Below are 19,492 nucleotides of genomic sequence, written 5' to 3'. Positions count from 1 at the left end.
TAATATATAAATGATTTTTAGAATATGCAAAATCCTAACGATATAGATAATTTAATTACAGGTAAATCGCTAAATTTAGCATCAATAGCGGAGAAATTTGTTGCTAGAGGTTCTCTAAATTTATCATCTTCTGACGATGCAGTGCTTGAGCAGAAGTTGCGAGAACTTAAGGCGAAACAGGAATTAAGGAAAGATTGGATTTTATTTATTGTGAGAGATGTTGTCATTTTTCCCACTACCATACTTTTTATCTTGGCAGTCTGTGGCTATTCGCTATTCACTTTAATAAAGAGATAAGTAAGTCAGTATGAACAAATCACATTTGGTCACTGGTCACTGGTCACTGTTCACTGTTCACTGTTTACTCGTTGCCAAACATCTTCTAATAAATTAGGACTCTCAGCATCAAACCATTCAATTTCAGGATATGCTCTAAACCAAGTTCGTTGACGTTTGGCAAATTGTCGCGTGTGCAAAACAGTCAATTCTTTAGCTTTCTCTAAAGAAATTTCTCCGACTAAATATTGCTTTATCTCTTGATATCCCAAAGTATTGAGTAAAGCTAGATCTGTACCGTACTTTTGACAAAGAAACTCCACTTCAGCTACCAAACCATCTGCAATCATTTTTTCGGTACGTTGTGCAATGCGGTTTCTCAGGTGTGCGGGATCGCAGTCTAAACCAATTTGCAGAATCGGATAATCTGGAGGGTTTTCTCCTTGGTGCTCGGAAATTGGACGACCAGTCACGTAAAATACTTCTAATGCTCTTAAAGTTCGCACTGGATCGTTAGGGTGAATTTTTTCTGTGGCAATCGGGTCAATTTGTTGCAACATGGCGTACAATTGCCTTTGACCTAACGATGCGAGTTGCGATCGCAATTCTTGATGGGGTGCTACTCTCGGAATTTTCATTCCCCGCGTTATTGATTTAATGTATAGTCCTGTACCACCAACCAAGAGGAGAGGTGGAGTGAGGGAAGATGCATCTTGACTTCCCGTATCCCCGTATCTAGAAATAAGTGCTTGTGCTTGTTCTTGATAGTCAGCAACTGTCAGAGTATCTGTGGGGTTGCAGATATCGATTAAGTAATGAGGTATCAACTTTTGTTCATCTGTTGTAGGCTTAGCTGTACCAATATCAAACTCCCTATAGACCTGACGGGAATCGGCACTGAGAATGATAGTACCTAGCCGCAACGCCAAAGCTAATGCTAACCCTGACTTACCTGTTGCTGTTGCGCCACAAATCACAATTAATTTGGTCATTGGTCATTGGTCATTGGTCATTGGTCATTTGTCATTTGTTATTTGTACCTCCACCAAGGACAAATGACAAATAACTAAAGACAATAGGGTACATCCCCATATTAAATTTGTCTTCAGGTCACTCTACAGTCGCCATTAAGGCTTTTGTGCTACAATTTTGGAGTGTTTTTCTATTTTTCGCCTTTGGGCGAGTTTTTCACCCCCACTAATCAGGAGAATTTTCATGACGAGCAGTTACAGCGCCGCTCAGATTCAAGTTCTGGAAGGTCTGGAACCCGTCCGCAAACGACCGGGTATGTACATAGGAACTACCGGGCCGCGAGGACTCCACCATCTAGTTTATGAAGTTGTGGACAACTCCATAGATGAAGCGTTGGCGGGTTACTGCACCCATGTGGAGGTGGATCTTAATGCCGACGGTTCAGTTACAGTTGTGGATGATGGACGGGGTATTCCCACTGACATCCACCCGCAAACAGGAAAATCAGCTTTAGAAACTGTATTAACTGTACTACATGCCGGTGGTAAATTTGGCAGTGGTGGTTACAAAGTTTCTGGAGGTTTGCACGGAGTAGGTGTTTCTGTGGTAAACGCCCTGTCTGAATGGGTAGAAGTGACAGTTTGGCGAGATAAGAAGGTTCATAACCAACGTTACGAACGGGGTGTTCCTGTTACAGATTTGGCAGCAAAAGCATCCAAGGAGAATCGCACGGGAACTGCTGTTAACTTTAAACCGGATAGCGAAATTTTTACGACTACCACTGAGTTTGACTACACCACTTTATCAAGCCGCTTGCGCGAGTTGGCTTATTTGAATGCAGGCGTCAAAATTACATTTACAGATAACCGTCTCGAACTCCTAAAAAGCGACCAACCTAAAGTAGAAACTTACGAATATAAAGGTGGGATTAGAGAGTACGTCGCTTATATGAACAGCGACAAGCAGCCATTGCACGAAGAAATTATTTTCGTGCAGGGCGAACGTAATAACGTTCAAGTAGAAGTTGCTTTGCAGTGGTGTACGGATGCTTATTCCGATAATGTTCTCGGTTTTGCTAATAACATTCGGACGGTGGACGGCGGGACTCACCTCGAAGGATTAAAGGCAGTCCTGACTCGTACTCTAAATGCGATCGCTCGCAAGCGCAACAAAATCAAAGAAAACGAACCCAACCTCAGTGGCGAACACGTCCGAGAAGGTTTGACAGGTGTAATTTCCGTCAAAGTTCCCGATCCAGAATTTGAAGGACAAACCAAAACCAAATTAGGCAACACCGAAGTTCGGGGAATTGTAGATTCTTTTGTAGGAGAAGCTCTCACCGAATACCTAGAATTTCACCCCAATATTGCCGATTCCATCTTAGACAAAGCCATTCAAGCTTTTAAAGCAGCAGAAGCCGCCCGCCACGCACGGGAACTCGTGCGCCGCAAATCGGTACTAGAGTCTTCCCCATTACCTGGAAAATTAGCAGATTGCAGTACTAGAGATCCCAAAGAGTCGGAAATCTTTATCGTGGAAGGCGATAGCGCAGGTGGGTGTTTTTACGGAGACACACTTGTAGCAATAGCAGATGGGCGAGTTCTCAGTTTCAAAGATATTGTGGCTGAGCAAGCGATGGGGAAAGAGCATTTTTGCTATACCATCCGTAATGACGGCACTATCGGTATAGAACGGATCGTTAACCCCCGAATAACAAAGGTAAATGCCAAAGTTATTAAGGTGACTTTGGATAATGGAGAAACCATTGTATGCACGCCGGATCACCGTTTTATGTTGCGCGATGGTAGCTATAAGCCAGCTGCTTTGCTCACACCAAATGATTCCCTAATGCCTTTGTATCGTCAGTTATCAGATAAGCGCGAGCCAGGAATTACCATTGATGGTTATGAAATGGTTTGGGACCCTCGCTCTGATTCTTGGTTATTTACTCACGTTTTGGCAGATTGGTACAATCGTTCTAGGGGAATTTATCAGCTCACAGATGGAGACCACTGCCATCATATCGATTTCAACAAGCGCAATAACAACCCCACCAACTTGCAACGGTTACCTGCTGATAAACATTTGGCACTACACCGCGCTCATGTTCAACGGACTTTGCACAGACAAGACGCCATTGAAAAAAGCCGTAAAACTCGTCAAAGCAAGGAATTCCGTGCCAAGATGAGCTTAAGAATGCAGCAGGGTCAAACGCGGCAAATTCTTTCACAGCAAGCGAGAGTACAATGGCAAGACCAAGCTTACAAAGCTTACATGGTGAGTAAGTGGCGCGAGTACTACAATACTAACGACACGTACCGCCAACAAAACATTGAACGGCTCAACAAAGCCCAGCAAGATTATTGGAGCGATGAAGCAAACCGTACATCTCAGGCTGAACGAGTTCGCAATTATTATGCTAATCATCCCCAAGCGCGTGCAGCTAATTCTCTCTTGGCAAAGCAACAATGGCAGGATGAGGAGTTGTTGAACTGGCGTCGGGAAAAGACTCAAGAACAATGGACACCAGAGTTTCGAGCAAAGCGTAAGGCAGCTTTAGAACAGACATACTATCGCAAAACCCTTGCTACTCTTAAGGAAATCGAAGTTGAGCAAGGCAAGCTGGATTTGGATGCTTATCAAAGTTACCGCTTGCAAACAAAAGATAAGTCTTTGCTACGGTTTGATAAGTTTTGCGATCGCTACTTCAATGGGAATCAAACTCTTGCCACGGAAGCAGTTTCTAACTACAACCACCGTGTTGTCTCCATTGAAAACTTAGAAGAAAGGGTAGACGTTTACGACATAGAAGTTCCCTATACCCACAATTTTGCTCTAGCTAGTGGCATATTCGTTCATAACAGTGCCAAGCAAGGACGCGATCGCCGTTTTCAAGCAATTCTTCCCCTACGTGGTAAAATCCTCAATATTGAGAAAACCGACGACTCCAAAATTTACAAAAACACAGAAATTCAATCCCTGATTACAGCACTTGGATTGGGAGTGAAAGGTGAAGAATTTGATGCGTCTCAACTTCGCTATCACCGAGTTGTGGTCATGAGCGTAGCCGGAGATGAACCCACCCTAGTGATGGATAACACAGGACGTACAGAGTTTGTCTCCATTGGAAAATTGATTGATGATTGTGTAGAAGGGCGTCGTAGTGTTGATCAATACCAAGTTATCTCCTTCGACCAAGTTACCCATGCTACCCGCTTCCGACCTCTCAAAGCCGTGATTCGTCACGGTCATGAGGAGCCGATGTACAAACTAACAACCCGCTACAACCGTTCTGTCAAGGTAACATCTTCACACAGCGTGTTTGTCTATGAAGATGGAAAAGTACAGTTAAAGAAAGGTAACGAAATCAAGACAGGTGACATTTTAGTTGCTAGTCGCCGCTTACCCCGTCCTCAAGATTGCCCCACACGCATCGACTTACTTGACACCTTCTATCGTGCGGAATTAACAAAAGGGCTGTATGTCAAAGGAGAAGATGTTCGTCGCGTAGCAGCTTCACGAGTTTTGGCAAAAGTAGAACGTAGCGACTTGTTGAGCGAACCGCGAATTGCGGTGGAAACTAAAGATTGGCAGCGCCTAATCGTAGCACGTCAGCAATCTGGAAAAAGTCAAATGCAGGTAGCAAGTGCCTGTGGAGTCAAGCAACCAATTACTATCAGTCACTGGGAACGTGGTATCAACAAACCCATTTTGTCCCAATTCCTTAGTTATTTGGATGCAATTAACTGGGATGATACTGTTGTCTACGAGCAACTGCCTTCCAAATTAGATGAGTGGTTAGCTCAAGATGATACGAGCAAGAATGCCCGTTGGCGTAAGGTAAGCTGCTACAAGCCATTGGATGAATTTACATCTAGTGAAGTGGCTCAGTTGGGTGATGATGTACAGCTTGTCCCACAAGCACATGGTGAAAAAGTATTTGCGCGTTACTTACCCATTACTCGCGAATTAATGTGGTTTTTGGGCTGGTATGTTGCTGAAGGAACATTGAGCAAACATCAAGTTAGCCTTAACTTGGGTAAAAAGGACGAGCAGTTCATACCAGAAATCAAAGCTGCTGTTGAAGCAGTCTTTGGGGAAACACCACGTCAGTATAACGATCCCAATAGTGATGGGATTAAGCTCTACTTCCACAGTGTCGCGGCTGCTAGATTGTTGCGAGCATGGAACGTAGCTGAGGTAGCACACCAAAAGAAATTGCCAGATATTTTGTTTAGCGTATCTGAAGAACTGCAACTCGCTTTCTTGGAAAGTTATTTCCTTGGTGATGGTACAACAGTAGGGAAACACCTATCGTTCACCACAAACTCTGCCGAGCTTAAGGATGGTCTGTTATATCTATTAGGGCAACTTGGCATAATTGCTGCAAACTCTTATCATCTACCATCCCAAAATCTAAATGCGCTCATTCAAACAAGGCATCCTTACTACAGCATTACCATTTGTGGTAAAGAACAAATTGCTAAATGCCGTCAAATTTGGCAGCGACACGCAAATGCTCACAAACTAGAGGTGTTATTAGCAAGTCCTGTTCGTAAGGCTCAAGACTACGTGCATATCAGTGATGATTTGATGGGACTGCGCGTTATTCGTGCTGAGGAAATTGAACCAGTAGGTGAGTATGTTTACGACTTCTCAGTTCAAGATGATGAAAACTTTGTCTGTGGAACTGGTGGTTTGTGTGCACATAATACGGATGCTGATGTAGATGGCGCTCATATCCGTACACTGTTGTTAACTTTCTTCTATCGGTATCAGAGGGCGTTGATTGAGCAAGGCTACGTCTACATTGCTTGTCCTCCACTCTTTAAGGTGGAAAGGGGCAAAAATCATAGGTATCTTTACAGCGAGCGCGAATTACAAGAACACATAAGAAGTTTTCCTGAAAACGCGAATTACACCATACAACGCTTTAAAGGGTTGGGTGAAATGATGCCTCAACAGCTTTGGGATACCACTATGGACCCAGCACAACGTACTCTCAAACAAGTGGAAATTGAAGATGCTGCTGAAGCCGATCGCATTTTCACAATTTTGATGGGCGATCGTGTAGCCCCCCGTCGCGAATTCATTGAAACCTACGGTTCTAAACTTAACCTGACGGATTTAGACATCTAAGGGGATTTCCAAGCAATAAATTCTCCCAGAAGTTCGTGGTACGGGCGAGGACGCCCGTACACTTATTTATAAGGCGGGCTAGAAAACCACCCCACATATAGTCCATGAATTTTCTTCGTCTTCCTCGTTCTTCCTCGATCCGGTGGTTCTACCTGGGAATGTGTATTTCGAGCCTCTGCCTCAACTGACAGCAGTTTTCGAGTAAGCGAACAATACTATCACTCCACAAGATGTGTATGAAAACTACTGTAATCATCTGGAGGCTCCGCCTCCTGTAAAGCATTCCCAGGCAGAGCCACCGGATCGAGAGAAGATCCCACAACCAAAGACGAAAATGTCTCTTTCCCAATCCCCAATCCCCAGTCGCCAGAATACTCCGAACAGAGGTTTTAGCAGTAAAGATTTTTAAAGATTTACTTTATATTATTTAAAGTTGTTTATAAAACATATAAAAAATATTTATTAATCTCTTTCTTCAGATAGAGTAATTTATTTTGTTAATAAAGGTATTAAAAATCACAGTATTTGAAGAAAATATCTGTAAATTGTAATCATAATATTATCATCTCTTTATAGTTAGTGGAATGCACTCTCAATCAACGGCCTTGTTGTCTGGCACATACTGAGAACGAAATGTGTAGCGTTACTTGGGGGCTACCGTGTTTCTGAAGTTGCATCACTATCTGAATGAGATTGGAAATTATTGAAGCATAGAAAGTTACCTGTACTGACTTTCTAACCTAGGGTCACTACGATGAGCACGATTGTTAACCTGTCAAATATATTTCTCGGAACTGTATTTGAAATTTGAGTATATTTTGCATTTAACCTATGCACTCTTGTGTTAAATCGGTTAATATCAATATTCTCAACTGTCAAATCCTTTTTAAATTGATTAGAATATCGTTGTATACAATAGGAACGGTTTGTCAAGTTTCAAAGGATGGAAATTTCAGCAGTACGCTAACCTGGGAGAGAGACCATTTGAGTTAAGTCTGGATTCCTTAAGTGTCGAGCTGATTCTGCCCTAGTCCTTAACTCCTTAGTTGAGATGACAAGCAGAACAAGGTTGAGTCAACTTCACAAAGCACCACAATTGTCATTCACCTATGAAATGCCTGTTAAAAGAAAACGCAAAACCTCCTTAAGTGACGTTAAAACGATAAACTTTTGTGCAAGCAAGCGTTTTTTAAAGATTTTGCGATAACTTAATGAAGGAAATGTAAAAATGGAAGTAAGTGTCTTTCTAGTATGAGAAAGTGTGCGATCGCACTATTCCTAAGTAGTTGCTGTTTTGCTTAATACTGGAAACTAGATATGAGCACTCGTACCTATAAACTTTCACCTCAGAAAGTTTTGAAGAAAATTCAAAAATATGGGTACCATTTTTCAATTCTTTTTGCTAGAACAGCCTTGAACCCATTTTAATAACTTCATGGTTACACCACAAAAAGAGTGCATTTTCTGTGAAACAGGCTACAATCGTTACAGTCTTTACAAAAGAATCCCCCAACAGTCATATTCATTTGTATGAACTAGTAAATTTTTTTAGCAAGACAAGTCTTTTTTAGACGAACTGGTCACCTGTTGTGTTGCCAAACAACATATGCAGTCACGACCGAAAAATATGTTGACCTTCAGGAGAACAGCCCCCTCTGGGCAAGCATCTCACGTGAAAGGCGCATAAGATTCTGAGAAATAGAGTGGCAAATTTGCCAAAAACCCTCTTTTATGTTGGCTAATTAGCTTACTGCAAAGGGTGGTAAACGTAATCTTGAGTAATTGATTCTGCAAGGAGCATGAGGAACGCGGCATGAACCAGGCTAATAACGTACTCGAACAAATAGCATATCAGCCTGACGAACTAGAAATCGAGATGAATCAGCCTGAACTCGAGTTGGAAGAACTCTTGATAGATGATGAAGAGGACTTGCTGATTGGCGATGACGGCGAACTTGATGAATTTTTAGAACCTCAGTCTGATGAGGACGACGCAAAGTCTGGGAAAGCCGCTAAATCGCGTCGTCGGTCTCAAACTAAAAAGAAGCATTATACCGAGGATTCGATTCGCCTTTACTTGCAAGAAATAGGACGGATTCGCCTATTACGTGCAGATGAAGAAATTGAACTGGCAAGAAAAATCGCCGATCTGCTTGAATTAGAACGGATACGTGAAAAACTTTCACTACAGTTATCTCGCGAACCATACGATAGTGAATGGGCAGAAGCAGTACAACTACCACTGCCACAATTCCGCTACCGACTGCACGTTGGTCGTAGAGCGAAAGACAAAATGGTGCAATCCAACCTGCGTCTTGTAGTTTCAATTGCTAAGAAATACATGAATCGGGGTTTGTCTTTCCAAGATTTGATTCAGGAAGGCAGTCTCGGTTTGATTCGCGCCGCAGAAAAATTTGACCACGAAAAAGGTTATAAATTCTCCACTTACGCGACATGGTGGATTCGTCAGGCAATCACAAGAGCGATCGCCGATCAATCACGGACTATCCGTCTTCCAGTTCACCTTTATGAAACCATATCTCGTATCAAGAAAACAACCAAGCTGCTTTCTCAAGAAATGGGACGCAAACCCACAGAGGAAGAAATTGCTACGAGAATGGAAATGACCATTGAGAAACTGAGATTTATCGCTAAGTCCGCTCAGTTACCAATTTCACTAGAAACACCAATCGGTAAAGAAGAAGATTCTCGATTGGGCGATTTTATCGAATCTGATGGCGAAACTCCAGAAGATCAAGTTTCCAAGAATCTGCTGAGAGAGGATTTGGAAAAAGTTCTTGATAGTCTCAGCCCTCGCGAACGAGATGTTCTCAGATTGCGCTACGGTTTAGATGATGGTCGCATGAAGACTCTAGAAGAAATTGGGCAAATCTTTAATGTGACTCGCGAACGGATTCGTCAAATTGAGGCGAAAGCACTTCGCAAGTTACGTCACCCAAATCGCAACAGCGTTCTTAAAGAGTATATCCGCTAGAGTCTTCTTGTTCTAGAAGAAGCGAGAACATAATAAGAAACCCGATTTCTTGTTGAAACCGGGTTTCTTGCGTTTTCTAGGAAAATTCAAGATTACAGAATACCCCAGAAGTGTAGGAAGCCTTGACCAGTAAACAATTCAATCAAAGCAGCAGCTGAGAAACCAATCATTGCCAAACGACCGTTCCATACTTCTGCTTGAGGAGTGAAGCCCCAGCGCCAAGCGTTGCGATCGCCGATTACGGGAGTAGTAACTTTTGTTGTATCTTGCATGGTTAGTTCTCCAAAGTATAATGACTTATCTTTATGAAAATTTACAGAATCCCCCAGAAGTGCAGGAAGCCTTGACCAGAAAATAACTCAATCAAAGCAGCAGCTAAGAAACCAATCATTGCCAAACGACCATTCCAGATTTCCGCTTGAGGAGTGAAACCCCAGCGCCAAGCGTTGCGATCGTCGATTACGGGAGTAGTAGCTCTTGTTGTATTTTGCATAGTTGGTACCTTACTTCTTGGAAATTTGTTACCTTATGTAAACAAGTATAATAAATTTTCTTAAGAAATGTCATCTTATTTTACATTTTTTGTATTTGTTTGACTTATCAGTAATCAGTGACCAGTAACCAGTGACCAGTGACCAGTGGGTACGATTACCTTCTATTATTTCTTTGTCTTTGTTGCTGGGATTTGGCGATCTGTGACTAGTGATTAGTGGATACTGTTCGCCGATCTTTGGTCACTGGTCACTGGTTACTGGTCACTGGTCAGCGGAACGACTGTAGTCACTTTTTCATCCCGGTTAAGTTGAAGCACTTTCTCACCCGTGCCATCTCTACCTATAGTTGCTACCGTTTCTACTGCAAGGCGAATCACTCGCTGCTGATTGGTTATTATCGCGACTTCAGAAGATGCGATCGCTTTTACCATCCCCGCGAGGGTATCCGTTTTATCAGCAAATTTAAAGATTTGAGTACCAATATCTCCACGGTTTGCAGGTCGCAACCCATTGATAGATAGACGTTTAGCATACCCTGCTTGAGTAATCAGTAATAAATTTCCCTCTGTCTCAAAAGTGACACATCCCACCATAGTTTCTCGTTGGCGAAGGCGCAAACTTTGCACGCCCATAGCTGTACGACCCATGATTGGGAGTTGTTCGTCATTCACCAAAAACCTTAAAACTCGACCTCCCGAACTAGCGACAAACACGTGTTTCCCTGTAGTCGCAAACTGGGTACACAACAATTCATCATCATCTTTCAGCTTCAAAACTGTAATGCCGCGACGAGACAAGTTAGTCAATTCTGTTAGGGACAGACGCTTGATTCGTCCTTGCTTAGTCAGAAAAATTATCTCAGTCCCATCTGGATTTTCAGGCAGTACAAAGCGGTTAATAACAGTTTCTTGTGTACCTTGAGCGGTACTAGAGAGCAAGGTTATTAGTGGCGTTCCGCGTGCAGAACGTCCGTTAGTGGGAGGAATATCACCTACCCTAACCGGGTAAACTTTCCCACCACTTGAAAGGACAAGCAGTTCTTTTTCCGTGTCAGTAGAAACGGTTTGGACAATAAAGTCATTATCCGCCGTACCATTTTCAACTTTTGACTTTTTAGCTGAAGACTGAAGACGACGGACATATCCCCGGTGACTAAACTCCAAAACCACATCTTCTGCTGGAACTGCTAATTTTGGACTCGTTTCCACACTCCCGTCTGAGAATGCGGAAATTGATTCCTCGGCTCCTCTGCTCTTGTGCTCGGAAGCTTTTTTACCTCCCTGGTTTCCCTCTTGCGGCACTAAAATTCTGGTACGACGAGCATCACTGTACTTGCGCTTGAGAGTACGGAGGTCTTTTTTCAACGACTTCAATAACTCTTTGCGATCGCTCAGCAATCTTCCCAATAACTGAATTTGCTCGTTGAGTTGTTCGTACTCCTTCTGTAAATTTTGCTGTTCCAAACCTGTTAAGCGTCGCATTGGCATTGCCAAAAGTGCATCTGCTTGTACCTCACTTAAACTCAGTTGGGTTTGCAAGCTAATTTTTGCCGTAGTTCCATCAGCTGCATTTCTCAAAATCTCAATCGCTTCATCTATACGCTCGAGTGCTTTGAGTAAACCTTCGACCAAGTGTTGGCGACTTTCTGCCTTAACCAACTCGTAGCTGTAGCGACGGTTGAGCGTTTGTTCGCGAAAATTCAAAAACTCTTGCAAGAGTTGACGCAAACTCAACTGACGAGGTTGTCCGTCAACCAAGGCTAGGAGAATTGCTCCGAAATTACTTTGCAGAGCGGTTTGGTGATATAAATTTTGGAGAATTTCTTGAGGATTGGTATCGCGTTTGAGTTCAATAACCACTCGTATGCCATCGCGATCGCTTTCATCGCGAATGTCAGCAATTCCTTGCAAACGACCCTGGTTGACCAGTTCTGCAACCTTTTCAATCCAACCAGCTTTATTCACTTGATAGGGCAATTCCGTTACAACAATTGCCGTGCGCCGCTTAGTTCCTTTACTAGCAGGAACTTCCTCAATTTGAGCAACTCCTCGCAAAACTATACTTCCTTTCCCCGTGGTGTATGCTTCGCGAATTCCGGTATTCCCCACAATTTCGCCCCCTGTGGGAAAATCCGGTCCTGGTATTAGCTCAAACAATTTTTCGTCAGATAGATCGGGAGCGTCAATTAACGCAATCAATCCATCAACAACTTCATTTAAATTGTGAGGTGGAACGTTTGTTGCCATACCCACAGCAATACCAGAACTACCATTCAGTAACAGGAATGGTAATTGTGCGGGTAGTACCGTTGGTTCTTGCTGAGAGTTATCAAAATTTCCTATAAAATCTACGGTTTCATCTCCAATTTCCGCCAATATACCTTCGTGGCTGATTGGCGCGAGCCGCGTTTCTGTATAACGCATCGCAGCTGGAGGGTCATTATCCACACTACCGAAATTGCCATGTCCTGCTAGTAAGGGATAGCGACTAGAAAAGTCTTGTATCAGTCTTACTAGAGCATCGTAAACTGCTTGATCCCCATGAGGATGGTATTTACCCAATACATCACCCACCACACGAGCGCACTTACGATAGGGTCGGTCAGGGACAAGACCTAATTCGTGCATAGCATATAAAATGCGTCGGTGAACTGGTTTTAAACCATCTCGCACGTCTGGTAACGCCCGCCCGACTATGACACTCATGGCATATTCTAGATATGACCTTTGCATCTCAGTATGCAAGGCTGTGGTAATGACCTGTCCCTCCGGGAGGAGGTTTAACTGTTTCGCCATGAGATTTGTTTCCCCAAAATTTCAACTACACAAAATTTGCCATTAATAAAGACTGCAGCAACCACAGCATAACGGATGAACTGCTCTTCATTACAAAATCTTGATAGTCATACAATAGAAAGCAGTAGTATTATCCTTGTTGACGACGATTTATTATTCATTAATTTCAACAGTCGGCAACACTCGTAGTTTTTACTTGGTGGTAATCCCCCTGACAACTCTTGTGTGCCTTTAGTTAAGATGAGCTATCTGAATGTCAAATTCTCATGAAAACTGTTTTGATTGTCGAAGACGATTTGATTAATGCTCGCGTTTTTTCTAAAATTTTGACCAAGCGTGGCGGCTTGGACGTAAAACATACTGAAAACGTGGACGAAGTAATGAAATATGCCCAAGGAGGGGAAGTTGACATTATTTTGATGGATGTTTCTCTGTCACGAAGTGTTTATCAAGGTAAATCTGTAGATGGAATCAAAATCACACAAATGTTGAAATCCGATCCACAAACAGCTTCTTTACCTATCATTCTCGTGACAGCACACGCTATGGAGGGCGATCGCGAGAACTTTCTCAAAGCGAGCGGTGCAGATGGTTATATCTCCAAACCTGTTGTCGATCACCAACAGTTTGTTGACCAAATCATAGCACTGCTGCCTAAGAGTGATAACTAAGCCGACTTTTTGGAGAGGAACCATTGATGGAATCCACTCTTGCTGTGAGTTGCACCCTGAGAACTCTAATGGTAATGTTCTTGGCTTAAGAACACAAGTCTCAATTGGGGATTGGCGATTGGGGATTGGCGATTAGGAATTTTTAGAAGTTATTCATTTCCTCTTCCCAGTCCCCAGTCCCTACTCCCCAATCGCCATTCCCATTCTCCTCTTACTTAATATATATGTACTACTATACGGCACATAGAGCAAGTGTTTTTAGGGAATAGGGTGTGGTGGGGGTAATAATCTACCATAAAACACGTCACTCCCTATTCACCATATATCGGCTTCCTTCATTGTGGAGCCTGTTTTTGTGGTAGCTTGGCAGGAGATGGAGAACCAGATACATCTTGTTGGAGAGCAGCTTGAATGCTAGGTAATTCCAAAAATTTCTGTGTATCACCAAGTAAGCGAGCGCCCCAAAGGTTTTGTTTGAGGAAATCTACATCAGCATAGCGATCGTCAATGCGGAGTGCGGCTTGCCCCATAGTCACCCCTTGTTTTTGGTCACCTTTAGTATACAGTGCCACAGCAAGAGCTAACAAAGGTTCAGCCGCTTGCTTATCAATAGCAACAGCACTTTGCCATTGTGCGATCGCGCCTTGAACGTCACCTTGCTCGTACAAAATTAATCCGATGTTATTAATGGCAGGCCAAAACTTTTTGTCAAAAGACACTGCTTTTTTAAACTGGCTGACTGCATCCGGAAATTTACGCAGCATAAAGTAAGCATTACCCAAATCAAAGAAACCCTCTGGATCGTTGGGTTTTAGCGCCAATCCCTTTTGATAGTAGTTTGCAGCTTCCTGGTACTTTTGCTGTTGAAAATGAGCCGAACCCAGAGCAAATTGAACATCTCCGTTTTTAGGGTTGAGTGTTGCTGCTTTGTTCAGAGCAGAAATTGCTGTATTCACATCCTTCGTTTGTAGATACAAGCCACCCAAGAGAAACCAGACTTTATCATTGTTCGGAGCGAGTTGCGATGCCAACCGCGCTCTTGGCAAAGCAAGTTCATACTGTTGGAACTGAGCTAGTTGAGCGGCTTCCTTTGCTAAACCCAGACCTTGCTGCTCCAATTTGGCTGCATCCAATTGCAGTGTATGAGGTACTAAAGCTTGTGCAGTTCCTGGTTGCGGCATACTGCACAAACCACAGAGAATGAGAAGAGAAATTAAACCAATTCGTTTAGGCACACTACCGCCCCTTCGCCAAAAATTAAAGGAATCTGTCAGCTAGCTTAAACGATTTCCCCTATAGACGGCAGCAAAATTTAACCCTCATTTAGATTTTCCGCCTGACAGTCTATTTACGTATAATTTATATTTTTATATAATTTTATACTTTAATTTATAAATACCACTTAAATTTATAGTGATACTGTATCCCCCTCTCGTTCCCAGGCTCCGCCTGGGAATGCAACTAGCGAGGCTCTGCCTCGCGTGGTAGACTGAGACTAAATCCGTTTTGACAACCCCCTTTTAACCAGCAGAGTGCAAACCGATCTTCATCTGACGCAGACAGCGACGATATCCGTCAGCTAAACATCGTGGCGTAGTCGTGGGCGAATGTCTTAAAATTACGCGGCTCTGTGCCGATCGCATCCTAGACACCCGACGCGATTGCTGCCGCCTCATTGCGCCGATAATTTAGGATTGCTATATGTTCGAGTATAGGAATTAACCGCTCACTTGTCATAGTACCTTAGTCACTGATTAAATTAGGACTTGCGACCCAAGTTATTTATGAAAACTAGTTCTAACATAGTGGTGTTAATCGGCATTTCTCTCGCTACATGGAATCAAGAATTGAACATAAGTCAAAGCGCAGAAACTATTGAAATAAATGCTTAAGATTCAACAAACAGCATCAATCTTGACTGTATGGTTGTCAGATTATAGTTATTTTGAATCAGGCAGCAGTGTCTTTTGGTAGCCCTTCTTTCTACACAAAACTAAAAATGACACTTGATACATCAAAATCAGTAAATCCCTCAAAACTATTACGAAAAAAACCTCTCAAGAAACAAAGCACTACTAATTGGCTACCTTGGCTACTCATCCCTTTTCTTTTGGGTGGAATGAGCTATGTTGTTTATCGCCAAGTGGTTGTTGTCCCCCGTCAAGAAGCCATTAGGAGGATTTTAACTGTTCCCGTAGAAAGGCAAAGCCTACCAGTAACAGTTTCTGCAAATGGAACTATTAAACCAGAAAGAGCAATTAATATTAGTCCCAAAAATGCGGGTGTACTGAAAACACTACTCGTACAAGAGGGAGATACTGTTAAAAAAGGGCAAGCGATCGCTTACATGGATGACTCGAATCTTCAAGGACAACTCATGCAAGCACGAGGACAATTGGCACAAGCGGAAGCGAATTTGCAAAAATTGATTGCGGGTAACCGTCCTGAAGAAATTGCTCAAGCAAAGGCTCAACTAGATGAGGCGTTAGCAAATTTACAAAAAGTCATTGTCGGTCACCGCCCTCAAGAAATTGCTCAAGCAGAAGCACGCTTAAAAAGTGCTAGAGCTAATTTGAGAAAAGCAGAAGACGACTTTCGGCGCAATAAAAATCTGTATAATGCTGGTGCTATTTCCCTTCAGACTCTAAATCAAAAACGTGCAGATCGAGACAGCGCCCAAGCTCAAGTTATGGAACTACAGCAAGCACTAGCATTGCAAAAAGAAGGATCGCGTCAAGAAGATATCGAACAAGCACGGGCTGTCGCTAGGCAAAGAAAGCACGCACTGACACTGTTAGAAGCAGGGACACGCAAAGAAGATATTGATGCAGCACGCGCTCAAGTGATTTCTGCTCGTGGTTCGTTACAAAACGTTCAAACACAAATCAACGATACTATCATTCGCGTCCCTTTTGATGGCGTTGTGACTAAAAAGTTTGCCGATCCTGGATCTGTTGTGACTCCCACAACCTCAGCAAGTTCTGTTTCTTCCGCACTCTCTTCTTCTATCTTGTCCCTAGCTTCTACAAATCAGGTTGTCACAAATGTTGCTGAAACAAACATTGCTAAGATACGCCTCGGTCAGAAAGTCACGATTGCAGCAGATGCTTATCCAGGAGAAACTTTTGAGGGTCAAGTCAGTCAAATTGCTGCCCAAGCAACAGTAGAGCAGAATGTCACTAGTTTTGAAGTCAAAGTGACAATTATTTCTGATTCCGAAAAGTTGCTGAAATCTGGGATGAATGTAGAAGCACAGTTCCAAGTCGAGCGATTGAAAGATACCTTAGTTGTTCCCACTGCAGCAGTTGTGCGTCGAGACAATTTAACGGGTGTGTTAGTGGCTGGTATTGATAATATACCCGTGTTTGTACCTGTTGAAATTGGCGTTACGGTAGAAAACTTGACTGAAATTCGATCTGGCTTGAAAGGAGATGAGAAGGTATTGCTCAGTATTCCAAAAGGATTTTAGATTTTAGATGCGTGGATTTTGGTAGGTTGGGTTGAGGAACGAAACCCAACATTTAACGGAATTATTGGGTGTCACTTAGATTTTGGATTAAGTGATTTTAGATTTTAGATTTTGGATGCGTGGATTTTGGTTTTCTAGCAAACAAGAAGATTGATTACCATTTTGTATTACATCTATCTGTGAATAAAAAATTCATAATTCATAATTTACAAAAAATTATGTATGTGGCATAGCCTTACTTACGTGTAGTTCAAAAATCAAATATCAAATAGGAGTTCGATAGTTGAATGAAATTCATTTCAAGTAACACTTGCTCAATCCAGAATCGAAAATCTAAAATCCAAAATGATATGATGGCTAGTTACCGTAACGTAGCAATTTTAGAAATGTTTTCAATTGCAATAGAAGCATTATGGAGCAATAAATTACGCACGGGATTGACTATGCTTGGTGTAATTATTGGGATATCTTCAGTGATTTCGATTACTTCTGTTGGTCAAGGCGTGCAAAAGGGAGTTGAAAGGGAAATACAAGCCTTGGGTACAAATATTCTGCAAGTTTTTGCTGGTGCTGCTAGAAACGGAAATATCAGTCAAGGACAGGGATCTGCAAGTACGTTAACATGGGAGGATGCTAAAGCGATCGCAAAGCAAGCACCTTCAGCAGAGAGGGTGTCCGCTTACTTGCAGTGGACAGCACAGGTGGTTTATGGAGGACAAAATACTTCAACAACCGTTTACGGTACGGATTTAAATTATCCTGAACTAAGAAATACTTACCCCCAACAAGGAAGATTTTTTAACCAAGAGGAACTAGAGGCAGCGAGGCAAGTTGTTGTTTTAGGTCCAACGGTTCAAAAAACTCTTTTTAAAGAAGGTGTTAAGGTAATCGGTGAAAGAATCCGCATTCAAGGAGATGCTTATAAGGTGATAGGGGTGATGGAAGCTAAGGGTGCTCTCGGTCCAATGGATCGAGATGACCAAGTTTATATTCCTTTAAGCAGTATGTCAGCAAGATTGGTTGGGAGAAATGCTTTATCTAGTGTTTCTGTTGATGGGATTTTGATTAAAGCTAGCGATCGCGAAACTTTAGATGCAGCCCAGTTTCAAGTGACTAATCTTTTGCGTTTGCGTCACAATATTTATCCACCACAAGCTGATGATTTTAAAATTACCAGCCAAGCGGATATTATTAATACTTTTAGCAGTATTGTGGGTTTGTGTACGGTTATGGTAGTTGCGATCGCCAGTATTTCGTTAATAGTTGGAGGGATTGGGATTGCTAATATTATGCTGGTTTCTGTTGTGGAAAGAACGCGAGAAATTGGGATTCGCAAAGCTGTAGGAGCTACATATTCGGTCATTCTCAACCAATTTTTGATAGAAGCGATTGCGATCTCTACAGTAGGAGGTTGTATTGGTACTGGAACTGGTGTTTGTATTGCAGCTTTAGCAGCCTTTGTGTTTGGGTTTCCTTTTATCGTTGCACCTTGGTCAGCGATGGTTGGTTTTGGACTTTCGTTCGTGGTGGGGCTATTGGCTGGGGTTATACCTGCACGCAATGCAGCAAAATTAGACCCTATTGTCGCTTTAAGAAGTGATTAAATGCTTGGGTTTCTGTTTTTTTGAATGCTCGTGTTACCCAACGTAAGCGTTCATCCGAACATGATATTACTTAATATAGTTAGGAGCGGTGAAAACGTAACTTGAGTTGATGGAGACAGCTGTGCGAACTCTTAAATTACCTTCCGGACAATCTATTCCAGTCCTTGGTATGGGTACCTGGCGGATGGGAGAAAACAACAGAAATCGCCAGAGTGAAATCGATGCCCTGCGCCACGGGCTTGACCTGGGTTTATCCCTGATTGACACTGCAGAAATGTACGGTGAAGGCGGTGCTGAAGAAGCGATCTCCGAAGCCATTAGAGATCGTCGTTCCGAAGTCTTCTTAGTGAGTAAAGTTTATCCCCACAACGCTTCACAGCAAGGAGCGATCGCTGCCTGCGATCGCTCCTTGAAACGGCTAAAAACTGACTATCTTGACCTTTATTTGCTGCATTGGCGCAGTTCTATCCCACTGGCGGAGACGCTAGACGCCTTTGAGAGGCTTCAGCAAGCAGGCAAAATTCGCAGCTACGGCGTCAGCAATTTTGATGTTGAGGATATGGAAGAAGCTAGCCAATTAAGCAGTGGGAAAGCAATTGCTACCAATCAAGTCCTTTATAATCTGATGCGACGGGGCATTGAATGGGATCTGCTACCGTGGTGCAGACAACGAGGTATCCCAAATATGGCGTATTCCCCCATTGAGCAAGGTCGTCTGCTGAACAATCGGACGCTACAGTCAATCGCTCAACAGCGAGGGGTGACGCCGGCTCAAGTGGCGATCGCGTGGCTCTTGCATCAGGAAAATGCGATCGTGATTCCAAAGTCCAGTCGCATTACCCACGTGGAGCAGAACTACGCTGCTTTGGAGCTGAAACTAAGTACCGAAGAACTGGCTACCCTGGATACCGCCTTCCCTCCGCCAACAAAACCTGTTCCTCTGGAAATGTTGTAGCGGTATGAATCACTCCATCAGCTGCCATTTGTATGAGGCTTTTGGATTCACGCAGATTTCTGAGTAATGGTTCGATACGGCGATCGCTCGTTTCAATTCCACAAATGAAATTTGAGATTTAC

Annotated in this window: 11 protein-coding genes and 3 pseudogenes; 9 read left to right on the top strand and 5 right to left on the bottom strand. The window is 42.9% G+C overall.

Annotated features, from left to right (window positions below; genetic code table 11):
• Positions 1–24: 24 nt before the first annotated feature.
• Entirely contained in the window at positions 25–297 is a 273-nt protein-coding gene (locus tag ACKTT2_RS31820; protein ID WP_407894276.1) for a hypothetical protein, read from the top strand.
• A 50-nt stretch (positions 298–347) separates the two neighbouring features.
• On the opposite strand, the gene miaA is transcribed toward ACKTT2_RS31820, so the two are convergent.
• On the bottom strand, positions 348–1,268 hold the full coding sequence (gene miaA, locus ACKTT2_RS31815; RefSeq protein ID WP_407894274.1) for a tRNA (adenosine(37)-N6)-dimethylallyltransferase MiaA: 921 nt from the start codon (positions 1,266–1,268) through the stop codon (positions 348–350).
• Between the two features lie 223 nt (positions 1,269–1,491).
• Here miaA and ACKTT2_RS31810 point away from each other — a divergent pair.
• The 4 genes and pseudogenes from ACKTT2_RS31810 to rpoD form a co-directional block, all read left to right on the top strand.
• Positions 1,492–4,104: pseudogene (locus tag ACKTT2_RS31810) on the top strand (ATP-binding protein); the annotation flags it as partial.
• A gap of 201 nt (positions 4,105–4,305) precedes the next feature.
• Positions 4,306–5,955, top strand: a pseudogene (locus ACKTT2_RS31805) (LAGLIDADG family homing endonuclease); the annotation flags it as partial.
• Positions 5,956–5,961: 6 nt separating this feature from the next.
• Positions 5,962–6,387: pseudogene (locus ACKTT2_RS31800) on the top strand (DNA gyrase subunit B); the annotation flags it as partial.
• Between the two features lie 1,813 nt (positions 6,388–8,200).
• Positions 8,201–9,382, top strand: coding sequence for an RNA polymerase sigma factor RpoD (gene rpoD, locus ACKTT2_RS31795; protein WP_407894272.1), 1,182 nt, complete (start codon positions 8,201–8,203; stop codon positions 9,380–9,382).
• 92 nt (positions 9,383–9,474) lie between these two features.
• Here rpoD and ACKTT2_RS31790 read toward each other — a convergent pair whose 3' ends face one another.
• The 3 genes from ACKTT2_RS31790 to ACKTT2_RS31780 all read right to left on the bottom strand — a co-directional run bounded on the left by ACKTT2_RS31790 (position 9,475) and on the right by ACKTT2_RS31780 (position 12,671).
• Entirely contained in the window at positions 9,475–9,654 is a 180-nt protein-coding gene (locus ACKTT2_RS31790) for a CAB/ELIP/HLIP family chlorophyll-binding protein (RefSeq protein WP_407894270.1), read from the bottom strand.
• A 41-nt stretch (positions 9,655–9,695) separates the two neighbouring features.
• The gene (locus ACKTT2_RS31785; protein WP_407894268.1) at positions 9,696–9,875 is read right to left on the bottom strand and encodes a CAB/ELIP/HLIP family chlorophyll-binding protein; all 180 of its coding nucleotides are present in this window, start codon (positions 9,873–9,875) and stop codon (positions 9,696–9,698) included.
• Positions 9,876–10,130: 255 nt separating this feature from the next.
• Positions 10,131–12,671: a DNA gyrase/topoisomerase IV subunit A gene (locus ACKTT2_RS31780; RefSeq protein ID WP_407894266.1), complete on the bottom strand. Its 2,541-nt coding sequence runs from the start codon at positions 12,669–12,671 to the stop codon at positions 10,131–10,133.
• 266 nt (positions 12,672–12,937) lie between these two features.
• On the opposite strand from ACKTT2_RS31780, the gene ACKTT2_RS31775 reads away from it, so the two are divergent.
• Positions 12,938–13,342: a response regulator gene (locus tag ACKTT2_RS31775; protein ID WP_407894264.1), complete on the top strand. Its 405-nt coding sequence runs from the start codon at positions 12,938–12,940 to the stop codon at positions 13,340–13,342.
• A gap of 335 nt (positions 13,343–13,677) precedes the next feature.
• Here ACKTT2_RS31775 and ACKTT2_RS31770 read toward each other — a convergent pair whose 3' ends face one another.
• Complete coding sequence (locus tag ACKTT2_RS31770; protein WP_407894260.1) at positions 13,678–14,577, bottom strand: tetratricopeptide repeat protein; 900 nt, start codon at positions 14,575–14,577, stop codon at positions 13,678–13,680.
• Positions 14,578–15,341: 764 nt separating this feature from the next.
• On the opposite strand from ACKTT2_RS31770, the gene ACKTT2_RS31765 reads away from it, so the two are divergent.
• The 3 genes from ACKTT2_RS31765 to ACKTT2_RS31755 all read left to right on the top strand — a co-directional run bounded on the left by ACKTT2_RS31765 (position 15,342) and on the right by ACKTT2_RS31755 (position 19,370).
• Positions 15,342–16,811 carry an efflux RND transporter periplasmic adaptor subunit gene (locus ACKTT2_RS31765; protein WP_407894258.1) on the top strand — a complete coding sequence of 490 codons (1,470 nt, stop codon included), beginning with the start codon at positions 15,342–15,344 and terminating at the stop codon, positions 16,809–16,811.
• A gap of 350 nt (positions 16,812–17,161) precedes the next feature.
• A complete protein-coding gene (locus ACKTT2_RS31760; protein ID WP_407894256.1) occupies positions 17,162–18,415 on the top strand; it encodes an ABC transporter permease in 1,254 nt (417 codons plus the stop codon).
• 121 nt (positions 18,416–18,536) lie between these two features.
• Positions 18,537–19,370 carry an aldo/keto reductase gene (locus ACKTT2_RS31755; RefSeq protein ID WP_407894254.1) on the top strand — a complete coding sequence of 278 codons (834 nt, stop codon included), beginning with the start codon at positions 18,537–18,539 and terminating at the stop codon, positions 19,368–19,370.
• Positions 19,371–19,492 lie beyond the last annotated feature (122 nt).

This window comes from Scytonema hankhaensis NUACC26, assembly GCF_045865695.1.
GTDB lineage: Bacteria > Cyanobacteriota > Cyanobacteriia > Cyanobacteriales > Nostocaceae > Scytonema.
Note: the sequence above shows the minus strand (reverse complement) of the source record. Positions and strands in the feature narration are given on the sequence as shown.